This window comes from Phaeobacter sp. B1627, from assembly GCF_006265095.1.
Classification (GTDB): domain Bacteria; phylum Pseudomonadota; class Alphaproteobacteria; order Rhodobacterales; family Rhodobacteraceae; genus Epibacterium.
In genome coordinates this window covers 96,692-117,849 of sequence record NZ_VCNK01000021.1, presented here as the reverse complement: position 1 = coordinate 117,849, position 21,158 = coordinate 96,692, and the positions used below count along the sequence as shown (strand labels likewise).

Below are 21,158 nucleotides of genomic sequence, written 5' to 3'. Positions count from 1 at the left end.
GTGCAAGCGTGATGGCCGTTGCCTGCGGGTGGGCCCGGGCTATGTCGTGACATGTCCACAGCAGGGAGGGAGTGCCATGAGCAAGAAACCAGAGCCGCAGCGGAGAACGGCCAAGGATTTCGATCCGCGTATCCTCGAGATCTTTGACGGCTATGTGCATGGCAAAATTTCCAAGCGCGAGTTCATGACCCAGGCGGGCCGCTATGCGGCGGCGGGGGTGACCGGGGCGATGTTGCTCGATCAGTTGAAGCCGGATTATGCGCTGGCCCAGCAGGTCGCACCGGATGATGCGAGCATAGAAACCGCGATTGTCCAATATGATAGCCCGGACGGGCACGGGAGCATCACGGGGCTGATGGCACGGCCTGCGGGGGCCACCGGCCCATTGCCGGCGGTTCTGGTGGTTCATGAAAACCGAGGCCTCAACCCCTATATCGAGGATGTGGTCCGGCGTGCTGCAAAGGCAGGTTACCTGGCCTTGGGTCCCGACGGGTTGACGCCGCTTGGCGGGTACCCCGGCACCGATGAGGAGGGGCGCGAGATGCAGCGGAGGCTTGATCCGGTCAAGTTGATGAACGATTTCTTCGCCGCCTTTGAATACCTGCGCGACCATCCGGACTCTAGCGGCAAGGTCGGGGCGGTCGGTTTCTGTTATGGCGGTGGCGTCTGCAATGCTTTGGCGGTGGCTTACCCGGAGCTTGGTGCCGCGGTGCCATTTTATGGCCGCCAACCAGAGGCCGACGATGTTACGGCGATCCGCGCCCCCTTGATGATCCACTACGCTGGTCTGGACGAGCGGATCAATGCGGGGTGGCCTGCGTATTCAGAGGCGCTGCGGGCCAATCAAAAGGCGTTCTCGGTTCACTTCTACCCCGAGGTGAACCACGGCTTCCACAATGACACAACTCCCCGCTATGACGAAACCGCAGCTGCGCTCGCCTGGTCGCGCACATTGGATTTCTTCGGCCGTCATCTCGGCTAAGGCCATGGGCGCGACCGTCGGGCACGCCCCGTGGATCCGGCGCGTTTCAGTACCCGCGCGCGCGGTCGACCTCGTGCAGGAGGGCCGTGCCTTCGCTGAGACGGCGCAAATTCTCGACCACATCTCCGAGCGCATCGCCAAGGTGCCAGCCCGACACATGGGGCGTTATGGTCACGCAGGGGTGTTTCCACAGCGGGTTGGTCTGGGGCAGGGGTTCCTTGCGCAGCACGTCAAGAACCGCATGGCCCGGGCGGCGCTGATACAGGGCGGAAACCAGGGCATCTTCGTCAATCAGATCGCCGCGCCCGGCGTTGATGAGGGTCGCGCCCTCTTTCATCGCGGCCAGCCGTTCGCCATTCAGCAAATCGCGGGTGTCTGCCGTCGATGGCAGGATGGCGCAGACATAGTCGCAGGAGGACAGCAGACCGGTGAGGCCATGCTCTCCGGTCAGGCAGGTCACGCCGTCGAGGGCCTTTTGTGAGCGGCTCCAGCCGAAGGTGTCGAACCCCATGTCGCGCATGAGCTTGGCGGTGAGGCCACCGATATGGCCAAGCCCGAGGATCCCGACGGCAATATCTTCGGGGCGGCGTGGCGCAACGGGATCCCAGATCGCACGCGCCTGGGCGGCATCATGATATTTCATGTTGCGGGTCCCGCGCAAAACATAGGCAAGACAATACTGTGCAATCTCGCGCGCGGGCTCCTGCGGTTTCAGCCGGGCGACCCGCACATGCGGTGCAAGCGCGGCGTGGCCGACAATGGTTTCCACCCCGGCCCCGAGTTTTTGCACCAGTTGCAGATTGGGCAGTCGCGACGGCAGGTCAGATTTCAGCGTGGATACCGCCATCATCGTGACGTCGGTCAGATCACCGGGGTCTTTGGCCGTGCGGATGTCCGCCGCCGGGTCCAGCTTTTGCAGCTCTGCGGCCAATTCTTCTTCGCTGTACCAGCCGCCATGTCCGATCTCGATCAGCAATGCCATCTTCTGCTCCGTTTTCTTCGGGTGTTACGTGTCGTCACTGTGCTGGACATCGCGCGCGTTGCCAAGCCATGCTGCGCCGCGAAAGAGGAGGACGGGCATGGATATGAATTTGGGGCTGAGGCCGGAGGTGCGCAGGCTGCTTGACAGGGTGGCCGCGATGGTTCGGGACGAAATTATGCCAGTGGAGGAGGAGTATCATGGCGAAATCGGCAAGGGTGACCGATGGGCCTATACGCCCCGGCAGGCCGAAATTCTCGAGGGTTTGAAGGCGCGGGCCCGCTCGGAGGGGCTGTGGAACTTCTGGTTGACGGACTCGGAACGCGGGATTGGTCTGAGCACCGTTGAATACGCCTGCTTCGCCGAAGAAATGGGCAAAACGCCGCTGGGGGCAGAGGTTTTCAACTGTTCGGCGCCGGATACGGGCAACATGGAGGTCTTTGAACGCTACGGGACCGAGGCCATGAAAGAGCGGTGGCTGAAGCCGCTTCTGGCGGGAGAGATCCGCTCGGCCTATCTGATGACAGAGCCGGATGTGGCCAGTTCGGATGCAACCAATGTCGCCATGTCCTGTGTCCGTGACGGCGAGGACTATGTGCTGAACGGCGAAAAATGGTGGATCTCGGGGGCAGGGGATCCGCGGTGCCGGGTATATATCACCATGGTCCGCACCGGAGGCGACGACATGCCCAAGCATCAGCGCCACTCGATGATCGTGGTTCCCGCTGAGAGCATGGGCATCGAAATTCTACGCCCGATGCAGGTCTACGGGCATGATGATGCGCCACATGGCCATATGCATCTGCGATTTTCCGATGTGAGGGTGCCCGCCGAGAACCTGCTGCTGGGCGAAGGCCGGGGATTTGAAATCGCGCAGGGGCGGCTCGGTCCGGGACGCATTCATCACTGCATGCGTGCCATCGGGCAGGCCGAAGCGGCGCTGGAGCTGATGTGTCGCCGGTCGCTGGACCGGGAGGCCTTTGGCAAACCATTGGCGCAGCTCGGAGCGAACTACGACATTATCGCGGAATGTCGCATGGAGATCGAAATGGCCCGGCTTCTGTGCCTGAAGGCCGCCTGGTATATGGATCAGGGCGATGCCCGGGCTGCTGCGCCCTGGATCAGCCAGATCAAGGTGGTCGCCCCGCGTGTCGCCCTCAAGGTCATCGACGAGGCGGTGCAGATGCATGGTGGCGCGGGGATCAGTCAGGAGACGCCTTTGGCGCGGGCCTGGACCCATGTGCGGACACTGAGGTTGGCGGACGGACCCGATGCGGTCCACCGGCGCCAGGTCGCGCGGGCGGAACTCAGACGCTACACACAGGAGAAGGTATGAGCCCCTCGCCCCGGCCGTTTTTCCGCCAGCGGGCTGATGGCGTCTTTGTCGGCAATGATCCGGCCAGAGGCCCATGGTCTCCGGATCACTGCCACGCGGGGCCTGTCGCGGGCCTTATGGCGCGTGCCGCCGAAGTTGAGGTCGGTGCCGAAAAGATGCTGACCCGGCTGACCATGGACATCCTGCGTCCGGTCCCGATGGAGGGCATCCGTGTCGCCGCGGAAACCACCCGTCATACCCGCTCTCTCGCGGCCACGCGGGTGACCCTGCATGATCTGGCGGATGTGCTGCTGGCACAGGCGACCACGATGCACCTGGCTCAGCGTGATATCGGCCCGGTGCCAAGTCCCGAGGTGGCTGCACCAAAGCTCGAAGAGGCAACGCCCGGGCCCTTTGCGATCGGCGGCGGCCGTCATGATCTGCCGAATTTTGCCCGCTTGCTGGAAACACGCTACGCTCCGGGCTACGGCTATGGACCGGGCCCAAAGACAATATGGCTGCGGACGCCGGATCTGGTCGAGGGAGAAAAGACGTCACCGGTACAGAGCATTTGCGCGCTTGCGGATTGTGGCAACGGCATCTCCTGGAACCTGCTCTCGACCGAAATGGGGTTCATGAATACCGATCTCACCCTGCAGATCCACCGCGCGCCGGTGCCGGGATGGCATGCCTCCGAGGCAATCTCGCACTGGCATTCCACCGGCATCGGCATGTCGCAGGCGGTCTTGTTCGACACGGTTGGCACGGTGGGGACCGCGCTCCAGACGTTGTCGTTGTTTCCCGCGCGCTAGGCCTCAGGTCAGGTCGCTTGCAAAAACCGGATCCGGGTATCCCACACGGGCCAGATAGAGGCCGTGCCCGGGGCAGACCGGACCACAGGCGGCCCGATCTCTGGCGGCCAGCGCGTCCCGGACATCCTCCGGCGTCCAGGCCCCGGAGCCGACCCGCTCCAGTGTGCCGACAAAGCTGCGCACCTGATTGTGCAGAAAACTGCGGGCGCGCACATGAAAGTGGATCTCGGGGCCCGAAAGCCCTTCGACGCGCTCGATCCGCAGTTCATCCAGCGTTTTGACCGGGCTTGCGGCCTGGCAGATGGAGGAGCGGAAGGTGGTGAAGTCATGATTGCCCAGCAGGTGATTGGCGCCCTCCTGCATGGCGGCGACGTCAAGTTCGTGATTGATCTGCCAGACCTGGCCTGCGTCATGTGTCGCAGGGGCGCGGCGCATCAGGATGCGAAACAGGTATTGGCGTTCGATCGCGCTGAACCGGGCGTGCCAGTCCCCCGCGACACGCGCCGCATCGACAATGGCCACAGGCGCGGGTTTCAGATGGTAGTTCAGCGCGCCGCTCAGGCGCTGTGGGTCCCAATCCTTGACCAGGTCGCAGTGGGCCACTTGACCCAGCCCATGAACACCGGTGTCTGTGCGTCCGGCGGCGGCAATGGTATGGGGACCCGGTTCCAGCCGCGCCAGCGCGGCCTCGATCGCACCCTGAACAGAGGGTTGATCTTTTTGCCTCTGCCATCCGGCAAAGGGCTTTCCATGGTATTCGACTTTAAGAGCAATACGCGGCATGACGCGCGGGGTAGCCTGCGAAACCCGGCCTGACAAGCCCCCGCCGCAGATCTGCACCGCAGCGGCACTGGCAACGGGTCGGCAGGATGCCTATGTTGAACCGGGCAGGCCTCGGCCAATGCACTCAGACAAAAGGTACGACACAACAAGCGGCGGGGCATCGGGTGGCGCGAGGATCAGGGGTGACAGGACTGGCTGCGGATGTGGCCGAAGGTGTTTTGCGCGGCGCGGAAACGCTGGGTGGCGTGGTCGTCAGCCCCTTTGCGGAACCCACCATTCGGCTTGGGGTCACCGGGCTGGCGCGGGCGGGAAAGACGGTCTTCATTACCTCTCTTGTCGCCAACCTCATGCAACGGGGCCGCATGGCGCAACTCTCTGCCGAGCGCGATGGCCGGATTGAAGCGGCCTATCTGCAGCCGCAGCCAGATGACACCGTGCCGCGGTTCGATTTTGAAAACCACCTCGGGGCGGTGACGGGGCCGGAGCCGCACTGGCCGGAGAGCACGCGCTCGATATCGGAACTTCGGCTGAGCCTGCGCATCCGTCCTTCGGGTCTGTTTGGCGGGCTGACGGGGCCTCGGGTGCTGCATCTCGATATTATCGACTATCCCGGTGAATGGCTGCTGGATCTCGCGCTTTTGGACAGGGATTATACCAGCTGGTCCCGCGATGTTCTGGCCCGCATTGAGCCGCGGGAAGAGGCAAAAGCCTTTCGCGCCGCTCTGCAGACCGCCGAACCCGAGGCCCGCCACGATGAACCCCGGGCACAGGCTCTTGCCGCGGCCTTTGCGGCATATCTGCAGGCGGCGCGCGCGGCCGGATATTCCGATTGCACGCCCGGGCGCTTCCTCCTGCCCGGTGATTTGGCGGGGTCGCCGGTGCTGACCTTTGCGCCGTTGCCGGAAACCAGCGCACCCAGAGGCAGTCTCGCCCGTGAAATGGCACGCCGTTTCGACGCCTACAAAGCGCAGGTGGTCCGCCCCTTTTTTCGCGATCATTTCGCGCGGATTGATCGCCAGGTGGTGTTGGTGGACGCGCTCGGCGCGTTGCATGCAGGCCCCCGCGCGATGGAGGACCTGCGCCGCTCCATGGCTGATATCCTCGCAGCATTCCGCCCCGGCACAAACGGCGTCCTGAGCCAGATCCTCCGGGGGAAGCGGGTGGAAAAGATCCTGTTCGCCGCCACCAAAGCCGACCATCTGCATCATCTGCAGCACCCCCGGCTGACCGCGCTGATCGAGGCGTTGACGCAGGAGGCCCGGGACCGCGCGCGGTTCGCCGGGGCTGAAACGGCGGCCCTGTCACTGGCGTCTTTGCGGGCGACGACCGAAGAGCTGCGGATGCATGACGGGGCGGAGCTGCCCTGCGTGCGCGGCATATTGGAGGAGACGGGCCGCGCTGCCGCATTGTTCCCGGGACGTTTGCCGGAGGATCCCAGCCATGTATTGACGCCCGCCCGTCAGGGTGCAGAGCGGTGGCTCGACGGCAGCTATGCCGCCATGCGTTTTGCGCCGCAGCCGCTGACATTGAAATCCGGGGATGGGCCACCTCATATCCGGCTGGATCGGGCTGCTGAATTCTTGTTCGGAGATCGCCTTTGACCCATCGTCTGCGCCCGGCGACCCTGTTGGATGCAGGCCAGCTCGGATCGATCCTGCACCGGTTCGAGCAGGAGACACCCTGGATGCCGAAAACCCATTCCGCCGCAGAGGCCATTGCCTTTTGCGACAGGATGATCGCGCGCGGCTGGGTGACGGTCGCGGAGCGGCTGGACAGCAACCTGCGTCAGGGATTTCTCGCCCGCGATGGCGACGAGGTTTGTGCGCTATATGTCGATCCAGATGTCTGCGGTCGGGGCCTCGGCAAAGCGCTGTTGGATCAGGCCAAGGCAGAGACGGCGCACCTGCGGCTGTGGACGTTTCAGGCCAATACAGGCGCGATGCGGTTCTACCTTCGCGAGGGGTTTGTCGAGGCCGGGCGCAGTGATGGCCTGACAACCGACGAAGGCCTGCCGGACGTGGAATATCATTGGCATCGTGCAGGGATGAATGAACAGACGGAGCCCCACAGATGAGCGAGAAACCGGTTGTTTTCGAACTTGAGCCCGAGGAGCAGGCGGGGCCGAACGTCAGTGATGCGCCACCCGTACCAGAGGTCGGGGAGCAGACGGGCCTGCAGACCAGGGTCGAGGCCATGGCCGGGCGACAGAGGTCCGGATGGTCGCGCTGGGTCTGGAGCCTTTTGGCGGGTTTGGTCACCACGATTGTCTCTGTTGCGGCCTGGGATTACGCAACGAGCCTGCTTGACCGAGTGCCGGTTTTGGGGCTGATCGTCTCGATCGCCATGGTCGCGCTGGCACTGGCGGCGCTGGTCTTCTGCCTGAAGGAACTGGCAGCTCTTGGGCGGTTGCGCCGGGTGGACGGGCTGCGGCAGGCCTGTGCCGAGGCCCGCAGCGCAGAGTTGAAGCAGGCGCAAAGGCAGCTTTCGGCCCTGCACCGGTTTTATGCCGGACGCTCCGATCTGGAGTGGGCGCGCCGCACCCTGAGCGAGCGACAAGCAGATATCTTCGATGCCGACGCGCTGATCGACCTTGCGGAGGCGGAGCTGATGAAACCCCTTGATGCGCGTGCCGTGGCCGAGATCGAGGCCGCCGCACGCCAGGTGGCAGGCGTCACCGCGCTGGTGCCTCTGGCCCTGGCCGATGTGATCACCGCGCTGGTTGCAAGCCTCCGGATGATCCGCCGTATCGCCGAGATCTATGGCGGTCGCTCCGGGGTGTTCAGCTCATGGCGGCTGACACGGGCGGTGCTGTCGCATTTGGTGGCAACCGGCGCCGTTGCCGTGGGGGATGATCTGCTGGAACCCCTGCTCGGCGGGTCGATCCTGTCGAAACTGTCGCGGCGCTTTGGCGAAGGTCTGGTCAATGGGGCGCTGACCGCACGGGTGGGGCTTGCCGCGATGGAGGTCTGCCGGCCGATGGAGTTTCAGGCGCTGCAGAAACCATCGACGCGCCGGGTCGTGCAACGGGCCTTGACCGGCGTTTTCGGTCAGAAGACGGCAAGCGGAGCCTAGAACTGCGCCCGCGCCGCGCCGGGCGTTTCATCGTTCCCTGCGCGCCGCATCGGTGCTTTGTGGTGCTTTACCCTCGCAGAACATCGTTCTATAAGCGGCGGCATGACCCCGACTGCAACACGACGCGTGGCCATCATAATTCGAATTACGACCCCGGCGCTCTGACATAGAACGAGACGCCGGGCAAAGGTGCTTGAGTGATCGCACCGAACCGAATATCCCCTCTCTCGACCCGTTGATGGAAAAGGACGCCACTGATATGTGCGCCGAAACGACCCAAGACACGCCCGAATACCCCGAATACAAAGACACATTGAACCTGCCCAAAACCGATTTCCCTATGCGCGCAGGTCTTCCCAAACGCGAACCCGCATGGCTGGAACGTTGGGAGCAAATCGGTGTCTACGACCGGCTTCGCGCCAAGGAAGGACGCACGCCGTTCACCCTGCATGACGGACCGCCCTATGCCAACGGTCACCTGCACATCGGGCATGCGCTGAACAAGACGATCAAGGATATGATCGTGCGGTCGCATCAGATGATGGGCCATGATGCGCGCTATGTTCCGGGCTGGGATTGCCACGGTCTGCCGATCGAGTGGAAGATCGAAGAGCAGTACCGCAAGAAGGGCAAGAACAAGGATGATGTCCCGGTCATCGAATTCCGTCAGGAGTGTCGCAAATTCGCCGAAGGCTGGATCGACATTCAGCGCGAGGAGTTCAAACGTCTCGGGATCACAGGAAACTGGCCCGATCCCTATATCACCATGGACTATCACGCCGAGGCGGTGATCGCGGATGAGTTCATGAAGTTCCTGATGAACGGAACACTCTATCAGGGCTCCAAGCCGGTGATGTGGTCCCCGGTTGAAAAGACCGCCCTGGCTGAGGCAGAAGTTGAATACCACGACAAGGAGAGCTTCACGATCTGGGTGAAGTTCAAGGTGGTTGAACCCGCAGATGACAAGCTGGCGGGCGCATATGTTGTGATCTGGACGACCACGCCGTGGACGATTCCGTCCAACAAGGCAGTGGTTTATGGCGAGGCGATCTCTTACGGCCTCTATGAGGTCACCGGCACACCAGATGAATGCTGGGTCAGCGTTGGCGATAAATATCTGTTGGCGGATAATCTCGCGGCGGATGTGTTCAAACGTGCGCGCCTGTCCGAAGACCAGTACAGCCGCATTGCGGATGTCACGGCTGATGAGCTGGCCGGTCTCGGCCTTGCCCATCCGTTGGCCGGTGCCGAAGGTGGCAATGGCGAATGGGACGACATCCGCGACTTCCGCGCCGCTGATTTCGTGACGGACACCGAAGGCACCGGTTTCGTCCACTGTGCGCCGAGCCACGGGATGGAGGAATTCGAACTCTACCGCGACCTCGGTATGCTCGAACAGGTCATCACCTACAACGTGATGGACGATGGCGGCTTCCGCGCCGATCTGCCGTTCTTTGGTGGGAAATACATCCTCAACCGCAAGGGCGGTGAGGGCGATGCCAACGCGGCCGTTATCAACAAGCTGGTCGCGGTCGGCGGTCTTCTGGCGCGTGGCAAGATCAAACACAGCTACCCGCATTCCTGGCGCTCCAAGGCGCCGATCATCTATCGCAATACGCCGCAGTGGTTTGCGGGTGTCGACCGCAAGCTGGACGACGGGATGGGCGCATATGGCGACACCATCCGCGAACGCGCCTTGCGGTCAATCGACGAACTGGTGACATGGACGCCACAGACCGGCCGCAACCGTCTCTACTCGATGATTGAATCCCGCCCGGACTGGGTGCTGTCCCGGCAGCGGGCCTGGGGCGTGCCGCTGACCTGCTTTACCAAAAAAGGTGCGCTGCCGACGGATGCCGATTACCTGTTGCGCGACAGCGACCTCAACGCGCGTATCAAGGCCGCGTTTGAGGAAAAAGGCGCCGATGTCTGGTACGAGGATGGGTTCAAGAGCCAGATCCTTGCGGGCATCGCGGATCCTGACGACTATGAGCAGGTGTTCGATGTGCTGGACGTCTGGTTCGATTCCGGCTCCACCCATGCGTTTGTGCTGCGGGACCGGGCGGATGGCACAGAGGACGGCATCGCCGATGTCTATATGGAAGGCACCGACCAGCACCGTGGCTGGTTCCATTCCTCCCTGCTGCAGGCCTGCGGCACCAAGGGCCGCGCTCCCTATCGGAATGTGGTGACCCACGGGTTCACGCTGGACGAAAAGGGCATGAAGATGTCCAAATCGCTCGGCAATACCATCGTTCCAGACGCGGTGATCAAACAATATGGCGCCGATATTCTGCGTCTCTGGGTGGCCCAGGCCGACTACACCGCGGACCAGCGCATCGGTGCGGAAATCCTGAAGGGGACGGCCGACAGCTACCGCCGGTTGCGCAACACAATGCGGTTCATGCTGGGGTCCTTGGGGGAATTCAGCGAGGATCAGCGCGTTGCTCCGGCCGATATGCCTGAGCTGGAACAATGGGTCCTTCACCGTCTCGCCGAACTCGATCACACAGTGAGGGCAGGATATAAATCGTTCGATTTCAACGGTGTGTGGCAGGCGATCTTTAACTTCGCCACGGTGGACCTGTCGGCCTTCTATTTCGATATCCGCAAGGACGCGCTGTATTGTGATGGCGATACGCTGGAGGCCCGCGCCGCGCGGACGGTGCTGGACGTGCTGTTTCACCGCCTGACGACATGGCTGGCTCCTATCCTCGTCTTTACGATGGAAGAGGTCTGGCTGGAGCGTTTCCCGGGGGAGGACAGCTCGGTGCATTTGATTGATATGCCCGATACGCCCCGCGACTGGATCAACGAGCCGCTCGCGGCGAAATGGGCCAAAGTGCGTCAGGCGCGCCGTGTTGTTACGGCCGCATTGGAGGTTCAGCGGACCGACAAGGTCATCGGCGCCTCTCTCGAAGCCGCCCCTGTGGTCCATGTCCGCGAGGCGGAAGTCCTGAGCGCATTGAAGTCAGTGCCCTTTGCGGATGTCTGCATCACCTCTGATATACAGCTCACCGGGGACCCAAGCCCGTCCGAAGCCTATCGTCTGCCGGAAGTGGAAGGCGTGTCCGTGGTGTTTGAAAAGGCGGAGGGGGAGAAGTGCCAGCGCTGCTGGAAGATCCTGCCGGACGTCGGAACGCATGCCCATCCGGGCACCTGCGGACGGTGCAGCAGCGCATTGGATGGCTAACCCGCCGAAGCGGTGAATCGTGAAACAGCCCGGAGTTTGATCTCCGGGCTGTTTTCGCTAAATCTCTGCTCATTGCGCTTGCCTCAGGGAACGGGGCAGGGAGCGGGGGCCGCGGCCTGGTGGAGATCAGGCTGCGATACGTGACAGGACATCCTGAGTGTTGGTGTACATCTGCTGCGCATAGCTGCCTGAGGTCGCGCCTTTGAATACGATCTCCTGTCGTGCAGCCTCAGCTTGTTGCATCTGGCTGTTCAGCAGGCTTTCGGTTGGCGGCAAACTGATCGGTTCCACGTTTTCGGGCGCGGGTGCGACCGGCACATCGGAGCGCGACGCCGGTTCTCTGGTCGGGGCGTCCGGGCCTTTGTCATAAAGTCCAAGCGTGTCACCGCTCATCAGCGTGTCAAGGTCACGGTCTTTGGGCGCCGGATCGTCGCTCAGGAAATTTCCAAGTCGGCTATTGGCAAATTCCGCGCCAGTGGCGCCACTGGCCGCAGCAGATGACACAACGGTGTCGGACTGCGTGAGAACCGCCACATTCGCTATGCTGGACGGCGCATTGGCGTATGCGCGCATGGCTACAATCATATCAAACCCCTTTTCACATCTGTGTCGGGCACTGGATCGGCTTGTGATCTGCTGATCACTTGGCTGATCACTCGGCTGACACCTGAAGGATCGCTGAACGCGTGTTCAGGTAAATATAGCGTTTAGGATAGCAGAGATTGCAGTTGAAAACTGGTCTTCGATAAAATTTGAAGTTCTATGGCGGCAGTGCTCGGCGCTCAGCCTGCGGTGCACCGACGCGCGCCTCCGGTGCCGCGCGAGATCGCGGCCTGAGTGGCGATATTGATCTGGGAGGCAGACGGTATTTGCAGAGTGCCAGCAGACACTTCGGGTGAAATCAGCCGGTGCTTCAGGGTCGGAACGCCTGATGAAAAAAACTGTCGGACGATCCGGGCAGCTTCGTTCGGTCGGTCAACCGGCAGGCAGAAGCAGCGAGGCCCGTCGATTCCAAAGTCGGTCGTCTTTTCAAAAATTTTTAACGACCGCACAGAGCTTTAACGGCTGCACAGAGCAACGCCCGGTGGGCCGAATTAGATGATAGCCTTTGCACCGGCATAGCGGCGACTGGCTTCGCGCTCGGATGCGCCAAAGTGCCCGCGCCGTGTCATGACCGCAAGTTCGGCACTCTCGCGGGTCTTTGCAGCTTTGGGCAGGGACGGCTTCGGGGCCGGTTGGTCATTGGGCCTGACCTCGCGCGGAAACACAGCACCGGCAGCAGATTTTTGCAGCTGCGCCATGGCACGCGCCAGTTGCTGGGAGGAAGCTGTATTGCTGGCAGCCTTGTAGCGGGCTGCCACCGAGGGCAGATTGGCGATCTCTTCCGGGTCATTGCGTGGCGTCGACATCGATGTCACTCCTCAACATGAATACGGTATACGTATCCAGAGATATTCCGATGATTTGTTTAACGTTTTACTTAATTCGGCGAATTTTGACCGTCTCAAGCACCAAAAAACAATAAAACTGCGCGTTTTTACGGAAAATGTTAGGGAACCAGACCGAAACGCCGAAAAATTCCCAGGATCAAGAGCGTCAGGACTTGGCCGGAATGAGCTGCTGCGCCACCCCCACAAACAGCAGATAAAGGGAGGTGATCAACAGCGCCGTATGGACCACTGGGCTGGGTGAGAAATCCACCCAGGCGGTCCAGCCCGCAAGCGCGGTCCACAGCAAGGCAACCGGCAGCGATACGGTGCGCCATCTTTGTGTCCGTACGGGGTGAATGAACTTCAGCGGCACAAACATCGTCGCCGAAAGCAACGTCACCAGGACGAGGCTGAACCAATGGTTGGGTTCCAGTGCAAAAATCACCAGAACCAGCATGTTCCAGCAGCCCGGAAAGCCTGAGAACGAGTTGTCTTTGGTTTTCATCCGCGTGTCGGCAAAATACATCGCGCTGGTAAAGGTGATCACGATAATCGCGGCCCAACCGGTCCAGCCCGACATCAGGCCTGATGTGAAGAGGGCAAAGGCCGGGATGAAGACATAGGTCAGGTAGTCGATGATCAGATCCAGCAGAACCCCGTCAAACTGCGGGGCATTCCGCTTTACATCGTAGTGACGCGCAAGTGGACCATCGATACCATCGACGGCAAATGCCACGACCAGCCACAGGAACATGAGATCCCATTTGGCTTCGACGGCTGCCAGCATGGCCAGCATGGCAAACACGGCACCAGTTGCAGTCAACAGGTGTACGGACAGGGCGCGGAGTTCAATTGACATTTGACTGTGATGACGAATTTCTGCACCAGCCGCAACCCGGAAGCGCACCTGTCGGCTCTGTATTGGGTGAGTTGTCTGGTGGGTCGCTTGAGAATACACTTGCACAGCCCGTTGTGTTGGACGCCTATGGCGCCACCCGCTCCGGACAGAACTTTCTGGGATCTTGAAAGCCGATGATTGCACGATACGATGGATATGTCCTGCGCCAGCTGATTGTGATGTGGAGCTTTTTCACATTGGTACTGGCGGGCGTGTTCTGGATCTCGCGCTCGATCAGCCTGTTTTCGACACTTCTCGGCGGCGGGCATTCGCCTTGGGTGTTTTTTGAGCTGACGGCTTTGACCCTGCCGACCTTGCTGCGCACGGTGATGCCGATGGCGATCTTTGCCGCCGTCGTCTATGTCACCAACCGCCTGCGACGCGAAAGCGAGCTGGTCGTCATGCAGGCGACCGGTGCCAGCCCGTTTCGTCTGGCGCGTCCCGTTCTTCTGTTCGCGGTTCTGGCTGCGGCCATGATCGGGACCATTACCACCGTCCTGCGTCCGGCCTCCCTGCAGGCTTTTGAGGAACGCGAGGCCGAGTTGGAACAGGATCTTGCCGCCAAATTGCTCAAGGAGGGCACGTTCCTGCATCCGATGGATGGGGTTGTGGTCTATTTCGGCACGATCGAACCGAACGGGACACTGCGGGACGTGTATATATCCGACCGGCGCGCCCCGGCGCGGCCCCTGACCTATACCGCCGCCGAGGCCTATATGGTCCAGAAAGACGATGCGATCTATGTGGTGATGGTGGACGGGATGGTGGCGCGGTTTGATGCCGCGTCAGAAGAGCTGTCGGCCACGTGGTTCGATGACCTCACCGTAGATATATCCCGCTACGGCAATCTGGAGACGCAGGATCAGGACAGTCTGAGGGCCTTGCCGACCTCCACGTTGATGTCCGCCCGCGCGGAGCTGATCGCCGAGGGGCGATATTCCGAAGGCCAGCTGGTTGAGGAGCTGCACGAACGTCTGTCCTGGATCGGCATCTGTATCGCTGTGGCGATGATCGGTTTTACCGCCCTGATGACGGGCGCCCATTCCCGGTTCGGATTATGGACCCAGATCGGTCTGGCCTTCGTCCTGTTGATCGGTGTCGAAGCCGCGAGGGGCGGGGCCTCGGGCCTGGTCCTGAACAATCCGCAGATGTGGTGGATCTATCACCTTCCGACTGTTCTGGGGTGTCTGGTGGCCGGAGGGTTCCTGTCTTTGGCCGGGCGGCCACTGCGACTGTTCCGGCCGAAGACGGGCTGAAGGCGGCACAGATCTCTGCCCGACGTGGCGTTCGATGTGGCCTGGGTTCGAAACGGTCCGGCGTGCCCTTCGCCCGGCGCGCTGTAGTCCGGCGCGGTCAGCGAGGGGCGTCAAATCTCGCGCTCTCAGGCCTTGGGGTGGGCGCGATTGTAGACCTCCATCAAATGTGCACTGTCAACGGCTGTATAGGCCTGTGTCGTCGACAGGGAGGCATGCCCCAAAAGTTCCTGAATCGCACGCAGGTCCCCCCCGGCCTCAAGCAGGTGGGTGGCAAAGCTGTGGCGCATTGCATGAGGCGTGGCCGAGGCAGGCAGCCCCAGCTGACGCCGGGCATCGGCCACGACCCCCTGAATGATCCGGGCCTGCAGGCGGCCGCCACGAACGCCGCGAAACAGAGGGGCATCCGGCTCCATCGGGTGGGGGCAAAGATGGATGTAGCGATCAACCGCTTTGCGTGCGGCTTCGATGACCGGCACTACCCGGTCCTTGTCGCCCTTGCCCCGTATGCGCAATGTTGCGGGCAGCGGCACGTCGCGCCCGGTCAGGGCGAGCGCCTCTGAAATGCGCAGGCCACAGCCGTAAAGAAGCGTCACCACTGCCCCATCCCGCGCGGCAACCCAGTCTTGCTGAGATTGTAACTCGACGGTTTCGATCATCGACCGTGCGGCATCCGTATCGAGGGGGCGGGGGAGTTTCTTTTGAAATTTCGGGGCGCGGATCGACAGCACGGCGGTGGCTTCAAACCCTTCGCGCAGGGCAAGCCAGCCGTAGAATTTCTTGACCGCCGATAACTTGCGCGCCAGCGAGCGAGCGCCGGTCCCCGATGCACGAGCCCCGGCCATCCAGGCCCGCATATCGCCCGTCGTGATGTGCCGGAGCGCGCCCAATCCCTGCGGCTCTCCGAAATGCAGGCTCATGAACATCAAAAACTCGGTCACATCGCCCCGATAGGCCGTGAGGGTGTTGTCGGCGGCCCCCTCCAATGCACTGAGGCCGAGCAGCCAGGTCTGCAACGCGTCCCGCGCCGCAGGTGAAATCAGTGCCGGATCGCCCGCAGTCACGCGAGCCAGCGGCGCATGCACCGCTCGAAAACGCCGCCAAAGAAGGCCAGCAGATCGATGCCGTGCTGGGGGGTGAATTGGTCTGGATCGTCGGCGCCGAAGACCAAAAGACCGGGAAGGCGACCGGGGCCAAGGTCCAGCCTGAGGCAGGCCTCTGATCGCAGATTGGCCGCGCGCTCGCCGTAGATCCGGGGCAGCCCGGCCCCGATCTGGCGCAGAATGACCGGCCGGTCGCTGCCATAGGACCGTTTGGCGGAGACATAGCTCTCGATAAAACCGGCTTCGGTAAATTTCAGCAGATCTCCGACCCGTTCCACGGCGGCACCGGCTTCTTGCTGGGTGGTCTCCAGTATCAGCGCCATCCCGTCGACGCGCAGAATATCCTGCAGATCGCCGCGCAAGACCTCCATGAAGGTGGCAAAGCTTTCCGGATCAAGCAGGCGCAGCACGGCGCGTTGGATCTGGTTTGCGCCGGCGAGGTTTTCGTAGGCCGCCGCGATCACGGACCGATGCGTGTCCTCCAGCCGATCCAGCCGGGTTTCCAGCCGGTCCATCGCGATGCCGCGCAAATCGACGATATTGGCCCCCATGGCACGTTCATTGGCGGCCACCAACGCACGCATGACGTTGGGATCGTCCAGGACCATACCGGGCTTTTCAATAATTTTCTTACGCAGACTGTCATCCAGTCCGGCGTTCATACTGCTCATGCTCGTCACCAACCTCTGATCGGGTTTTGCGCAGTATAACATGGGAAATCACCAAGGCGCGCCTAAAATTCGAAAAATCACACCTCGGGCAAGACGTCACCCGGTGAGGCCGCTATCCTCTGAGCGAGGCATGAAAAAGGCGCCACCCTGTGGTGACGCCTCTCTCATATTGTCCGAAACCATATTGTCCGAACATTGCCCGGTTCAGTGACCTGACGATTACAGGATCTTGATGTCTGCGGCCTTGATGTCGGCCAGGAATGCATCGAGCCCCTTGTCGGTCAGCGGGTGGCTGATCATCGATTTGATAACCGCCGGAGGCGCAGTGATCACATCGGCGCCGATCCGGGCACTGTCGAGAATGTGATTCACGGTGCGAATGGAGGCCGCGAGGATCTCGGTTTCAAACCCGTAGTTGTCATAGACGGTACGGATGTCTTCGATCAGTTCCATGCCGTCCATGTTGATGTCGTCAAGGCGCCCGATGAAGGGCGAGATGAATGTCGCGCCTGCCTTTGCCGCCAGCAACGCTTGATTAGCGGAAAAACACAGCGTCACGTTGACCTTGTGCCCGTCGTCGGACAGGGTCTTGCAGGCTTTCAGCCCATCCCAGGTCAGCGGGACTTTGACGGTGATGTTCTCTGCGATTTCCAGCAGCTTGCGGCCTTCCGCAATCATTGTTTCAGCGTCAACCGCTGTCACTTCGGCGGAAACCGGCCCTTCGACCAGATCACAGATCTCCTTGGTGACTTCAATGATGTCACGGCCGGATTTCTTGATCAGGGAGGGGTTGGTGGTGACGCCGTCGACCATGCCGAGATCGTTCAGCTCGGCGATGGCGTCGATTTCAGCGGTGTCTACGAAGAATTTCATGGGCTTTGGTCCTCTGGATGGCTTGGCCTCAGTGCGCCTTGGCTTTACCTGATAGGATGTCTCGCGAAAAGTGCGAATGACAAAGAAGCGGTTCTGGGCGCGTCCGATTGCATGTTAGCGGAAACATTGCAGCGCGCTCACTCTAGGACAACCAAAGCAACGGGTCTACGCACGAATGACGGATGACAGCCCAAACCCAGAGTTTTTTCCTCCCGGCGCGCGGGTTGGGGTTCTCACTGCTCAGCCGCTGGACCGGCTTCTGGACTATCGCGCGCCGGAAGGCGGCTGTTTCCTCGGGGCCTTTGTCGAGGTGCCGCTTGGTCCGCGCAAGGTGCTGGGCGTCGTGTGGGGGCCGGGCGCTGGGGATTTTGATGCCGCCAAGCTCCGGTCGGTGATCCGGGTGCTGGATCTGGCGGCGATGCGGGGCGAAATGCGGCGTTTTCTGGAGCGCGCCGCATCCTACACGCTGACCCCATTGTCGATGATGCTGCGACTGGCGACGCGGGCGCCGGGGCTCGCGGATCCGCCGTCGATGCGCAAGGTCCTGCGTCGGGGCGACCGGGACCCGGACCGGATGACGGACGCACGTGCAAAAGTGCTGGACGTGATGGATGAATATGACGGCGCGGCCTTTACCGCTGCGGAGCTGTCCGGTCTGGCGGGGGTCACCGCCTCGGTTGTCAAAGGGCTGGTGAAACAGGGTGCCATCCGGGAGGAGGAGGCACCGCGGGACCTGCCGTTTGCGCCGATGGACCCGGAGCGGCCGGGCAAGACCCTGTCGGAGGATCAGGCGCGGGCAGCAGAGGTGCTTGAGGCGGGGGTGAACTCGGGCCAATACGGAACAACCTTGCTGAAGGGGGTTACGGGATCCGGCAAGACCGAAGTCTATCTCGAAGCAGTTGCGGCCTGCCTGCGAAAGGGCCGACAGGCGCTGGTCCTGTTGCCGGAGATTGCCCTGACGGCCGAGTTCCTGAAACGTGTGGAAGCCCGGTTCGGTGCCGTCCCTGCAGAGTGGCACTCCGGTGTCACCATGACAGAGCGCCGCCGGGTCTGGCGGATGGTGGGGCAGGGGGCGGCGCAGCTGGTGATCGGGGCCCGGTCCTCGCTCTATCTGCCGTTCCGGGATCTTGGCCTGATCATCGTCGATGAGGAACACGACACCTCCTACAAGCAAGAAGAGGGGGTGCTCTATAATGCGCGCGATCTTTCGGTCTGGCGCGCGTCTTTGTGCGATGCGCAGGTTGTGCTCGCTTCGGCGACGCCGTCGCTGGAAACCTGGGCCAATGCAGAGGCGGGGAAATACACGCGTCTCGATCTGAATTCCCGGTACGGTCCCGCGATCTTGCCGGACATGCGTGTGGTCGACATGCGAAGCGAGGAGCTTTTGCCATCCACGTGGATCTCGCCCAGCCTGAAACAGGCGATGGCCGCGCGGATCGAGCGCGCAGAGCAATCCCTGTTGTTCCTCAACCGTCGCGGGTTCGCCCCTGTGACGATCTGCCGGGCCTGCGGCGCTCAGGTGGCCTGCGACAACTGTGATGCCCGTATGGTCGAGCACCGGTTCCTGAAACGGCTGATGTGCCACCAATGCGGGGAAACCAAACCGGTGCCGACGGAATGCCCGTCCTGCAAGGTCGAGGGCAAGATGGCGCCGGTCGGACCCGGTATCGAACGGTTGGCCGAAGAGGCCGCAGCGCTGTTTCCCGAGGCCCGGATCGCGGTTCTGAGTTCGGATCTCTTTGGCACGGCCCGGGCGCTCAAGCAGCGGATCGAGGAAATCGCCAAGGGCGAGGCCGACATTATTCTGGGAACCCAATTGGTGGCCAAGGGGCATAACTTCCCATTGTTGACATTGGTTGGGGTGATTGATGCAGATCTGGGGCTGCAGGGGTCTGACCTGCGCGCGGCGGAGCGGACATTTCAGCTGATGCGGCAGGTTGCCGGGCGGGCCGGGCGGGCGGAGCGCCGTGGCGAGGCTCTGCTGCAGAGCTTTCAACCGGAACACCCCGTCATCCGTGCCATCGTGTCCGGCGATGAAGAGAGTTTCTGGCGGGCCGAAGCAGAGCAGAGACGGGCCGCAGGGGTCCCTCCCTACGGGCGGATGGCTGGGGTCATCCTGTCCGGCAGCGATCTGGCGCAGGTGTTTGACCTCGGGAATGCGCTGGCCCGCAACGACGGCCCGTTGCGACAGGCGGGCGCACAGCTGTTCGGCCCGGCTCCGGCGCCGATTGCGCGCATCCGCGGGCGGCATCGGGTCAGGTTGCTCGTCAAGGCGGACAAGGGCGTGCCGCTGCAAGAGGCCATAACCCGCTGGATCGCGCCGTTCCGCCTCAAGGGCGATTTGCGTCTGAACGTGGACATCGACCCGCAAAACTTCTTCTGACCCCAAAGAGGCCGCGGCATAGCTGACCGAGCGGAGGGGATGTGCGAGCCGGGCGCAGCTTCGATCCGCCTGAGCACCTGGTCTGGTACAATTCTCGACTGGTCATGTCGGGAAAAGCGTTCTAAAGCCACGCTATGACTTCGCCATTGACCCTTGATCAGGCCCGCAGCCTTCCGTTCTGGCGCCGCCCTGTGACGCTTCTTTTTCTCATGGCGATCGCCATGCCCATCGCCTTCAACACATGGTCGGCGCTGCTGAACAATTTTGTGATCGAGGTGGCCAACTTTGATGGCGCAGACATCGGATTGCTGCATACTGTTCGCGAAATTCCCGGCTTTCTGGCGTTTCTGGTCATCTTTCTGATCATCTTCATCCGAGAGCAGGTGCTTGGGCTGTTGTCGCTTGTGCTGCTCGGAGTGGCAACGGCACTCACAGCCTGGTTTCCGACCCTGCAGGGCATCCTGATGATCACTGTGCTCAGCTCTGTGGGCTTTCATTATTTCGAAACCGTCGCCCAATCGCTGCAATTGCAGTGGCTGACCAAGGCGCGCGCCCCCCAGATGCTGGGGTGGCTGGTGGCGGCCGGATCAGCGGCGACCCTGGTGGTCTACGGCATTATCGTGGTGCTGTGGGAGCCGCTCAATCTGTCCTACAATGTTGTGTATATGCTGGCGGGTGGTTTTACTGCCGTGGTCGGCGTGTTTTGCCTGCTGGCGATCCCGCAGTTTGACGGGCCGACACCGCAGAACAAGAAAATGGTTCTGCGCAAACGCTATTGGCTGTTTTACGCACTGCAGTTCATGTCAGGGGCCCGCCGACAGATTTTCGTGGTCTTCGCAGGCTTCATGATGGTGGAGAAATTCGGCTTCGAAGTGCACCACCTCACCAGCCTCTACCTGATCAACCTTCTGATAAACATGGTTGTGGCGCCTTTGCTGGGGCGTCTTGTCGCGCGGTTTGGCGAGCGTCGGACGCTGATTTGCGAATACGTCGGCTTGACGGTCGTCTTTGCGCTTTATGGCGGCATTTACTGGTTCGGATGGGGGGTCGTGCTCGCGGCGACGCTCTATGTCATCGATCATATCCTGTTCGCGCTTGCGCTCGCGCTCAAGACCTACTTCCAGAAAATCGCCGACCCCGCCGATATTGCCCCGACCGCAGCCGTCGCGTTTACGATCAACCACATCGCTGCCGTGTTCCTGCCGATCCTTCTGGGCTTGTTGTGGGTCCTGTCCCCGGCTGCCGTCTTTGCGCTCGCGGCTGCCATGGCGCTGGTCTCTCTCGCGTTGTCGTTGATGATCCCGCGTCATCCGGAGCCGGGAAACGAGACGATCTTCGCGCGTTTCGCCGTGACGGCACCGGCTGAATAATCCCGCTGCACGGGTCGCCCCTTGACCCTGTACCGAAGCGT

At 61.9% G+C, this 21,158-nt stretch carries 18 protein-coding genes; 10 read left to right on the top strand and 8 right to left on the bottom strand.

What is annotated here, in order from left to right:
• The first annotated feature begins 76 nt into the window (after positions 1–76).
• Positions 77–982 carry a YghX family hydrolase gene (gene yghX / locus FGE21_RS12395; RefSeq protein ID WP_139663609.1) on the top strand — a complete coding sequence of 302 codons (906 nt, stop codon included), beginning with the start codon at positions 77–79 and terminating at the stop codon, positions 980–982.
• Between the two features lie 46 nt (positions 983–1,028).
• Here the strand turns inward: yghX and FGE21_RS12390 are convergent, their stop codons facing one another.
• Entirely contained in the window at positions 1,029–1,964 is a 936-nt protein-coding gene (locus FGE21_RS12390) for an NAD(P)-dependent oxidoreductase (RefSeq protein ID WP_139663608.1), read from the bottom strand.
• Between the two features lie 97 nt (positions 1,965–2,061).
• On the opposite strand from FGE21_RS12390, the gene FGE21_RS12385 reads away from it, so the two are divergent.
• Both FGE21_RS12385 and FGE21_RS12380 read left to right on the top strand, forming a co-directional pair.
• Positions 2,062–3,297, top strand: coding sequence for an acyl-CoA dehydrogenase family protein (locus tag FGE21_RS12385; protein WP_139663607.1), 1,236 nt, complete (start codon positions 2,062–2,064; stop codon positions 3,295–3,297).
• Complete coding sequence (locus tag FGE21_RS12380; RefSeq protein WP_139663606.1) at positions 3,294–4,088, top strand: thioesterase family protein; 795 nt, start codon at positions 3,294–3,296, stop codon at positions 4,086–4,088. Before FGE21_RS12385 ends, FGE21_RS12380 begins: the two co-directional genes overlap by 4 nt.
• Positions 4,089–4,091: 3 nt before the next feature.
• Here the strand turns inward: FGE21_RS12380 and truA are convergent, their stop codons facing one another.
• Complete coding sequence (truA, locus tag FGE21_RS12375) at positions 4,092–4,871, bottom strand: tRNA pseudouridine(38-40) synthase TruA (protein WP_139663605.1); 780 nt, start codon at positions 4,869–4,871, stop codon at positions 4,092–4,094.
• A gap of 182 nt (positions 4,872–5,053) precedes the next feature.
• On the opposite strand from truA, the gene FGE21_RS12370 reads away from it, so the two are divergent.
• The 4 genes from FGE21_RS12370 to ileS all read left to right on the top strand — a co-directional run bounded on the left by FGE21_RS12370 (position 5,054) and on the right by ileS (position 11,136).
• Entirely contained in the window at positions 5,054–6,472 is a 1,419-nt protein-coding gene (locus FGE21_RS12370) for a YcjX family protein (RefSeq protein ID WP_255731548.1), read from the top strand.
• Positions 6,469–6,945 (top strand): GNAT family N-acetyltransferase, encoded by a 477-nt coding sequence (locus tag FGE21_RS12365; RefSeq protein ID WP_139663603.1) that lies wholly within the window; start codon positions 6,469–6,471, stop codon positions 6,943–6,945. Before FGE21_RS12370 ends, FGE21_RS12365 begins: the two co-directional genes overlap by 4 nt.
• Positions 6,942–7,943, top strand: coding sequence for a YcjF family protein (locus tag FGE21_RS12360; protein WP_139663602.1), 1,002 nt, complete (start codon positions 6,942–6,944; stop codon positions 7,941–7,943). The genes FGE21_RS12365 and FGE21_RS12360 overlap by 4 nt, the downstream gene beginning before the upstream one ends.
• Positions 7,944–8,202: 259 nt before the next feature.
• Entirely contained in the window at positions 8,203–11,136 is a 2,934-nt protein-coding gene (gene ileS, locus FGE21_RS12355) for an isoleucine--tRNA ligase (protein ID WP_139663660.1), read from the top strand.
• Between the two features lie 126 nt (positions 11,137–11,262).
• Here the strand turns inward: ileS and FGE21_RS12350 are convergent, their stop codons facing one another.
• From FGE21_RS12350 to FGE21_RS12340, 3 genes are all read right to left on the bottom strand, one after another.
• Positions 11,263–11,721 carry a hypothetical protein gene (locus FGE21_RS12350; RefSeq protein ID WP_139663601.1) on the bottom strand — a complete coding sequence of 153 codons (459 nt, stop codon included), beginning with the start codon at positions 11,719–11,721 and terminating at the stop codon, positions 11,263–11,265.
• Between the two features lie 509 nt (positions 11,722–12,230).
• A complete protein-coding gene (locus FGE21_RS12345) occupies positions 12,231–12,545 on the bottom strand; it encodes a hypothetical protein (protein ID WP_139663600.1) in 315 nt (104 codons plus the stop codon).
• 187 nt (positions 12,546–12,732) lie between these two features.
• Entirely contained in the window at positions 12,733–13,425 is a 693-nt protein-coding gene (locus FGE21_RS12340) for a phosphatidylcholine/phosphatidylserine synthase (protein ID WP_139663599.1), read from the bottom strand.
• Between the two features lie 173 nt (positions 13,426–13,598).
• Between FGE21_RS12340 and lptF the strand changes: the two genes are divergently transcribed.
• Entirely contained in the window at positions 13,599–14,720 is a 1,122-nt protein-coding gene (gene lptF, locus FGE21_RS12335) for an LPS export ABC transporter permease LptF (RefSeq protein WP_255731547.1), read from the top strand.
• A 125-nt stretch (positions 14,721–14,845) separates the two neighbouring features.
• Here the strand turns inward: lptF and FGE21_RS12330 are convergent, their stop codons facing one another.
• The 3 genes from FGE21_RS12330 to fsa all read right to left on the bottom strand — a co-directional run bounded on the left by FGE21_RS12330 (position 14,846) and on the right by fsa (position 17,364).
• Positions 14,846–15,781 carry a tyrosine recombinase XerC gene (locus tag FGE21_RS12330; protein WP_139663658.1) on the bottom strand — a complete coding sequence of 312 codons (936 nt, stop codon included), beginning with the start codon at positions 15,779–15,781 and terminating at the stop codon, positions 14,846–14,848.
• Positions 15,778–16,491: a DUF484 family protein gene (locus FGE21_RS12325; protein ID WP_139663598.1), complete on the bottom strand. Its 714-nt coding sequence runs from the start codon at positions 16,489–16,491 to the stop codon at positions 15,778–15,780. The genes FGE21_RS12330 and FGE21_RS12325 overlap by 4 nt, the downstream gene beginning before the upstream one ends.
• A gap of 219 nt (positions 16,492–16,710) precedes the next feature.
• Complete coding sequence (gene fsa / locus FGE21_RS12320) at positions 16,711–17,364, bottom strand: fructose-6-phosphate aldolase (RefSeq protein WP_139663597.1); 654 nt, start codon at positions 17,362–17,364, stop codon at positions 16,711–16,713.
• 175 nt (positions 17,365–17,539) lie between these two features.
• Here fsa and FGE21_RS12315 point away from each other — a divergent pair, with 175 nt between their 5' ends.
• Positions 17,540–19,747 carry a primosomal protein N' gene (locus FGE21_RS12315; protein WP_139663596.1) on the top strand — a complete coding sequence of 736 codons (2,208 nt, stop codon included), beginning with the start codon at positions 17,540–17,542 and terminating at the stop codon, positions 19,745–19,747.
• 134 nt (positions 19,748–19,881) lie between these two features.
• A complete protein-coding gene (locus FGE21_RS12310) occupies positions 19,882–21,117 on the top strand; it encodes an MFS transporter (protein ID WP_139663595.1) in 1,236 nt (411 codons plus the stop codon).
• Positions 21,118–21,158: the final 41 nt, after the last annotated feature.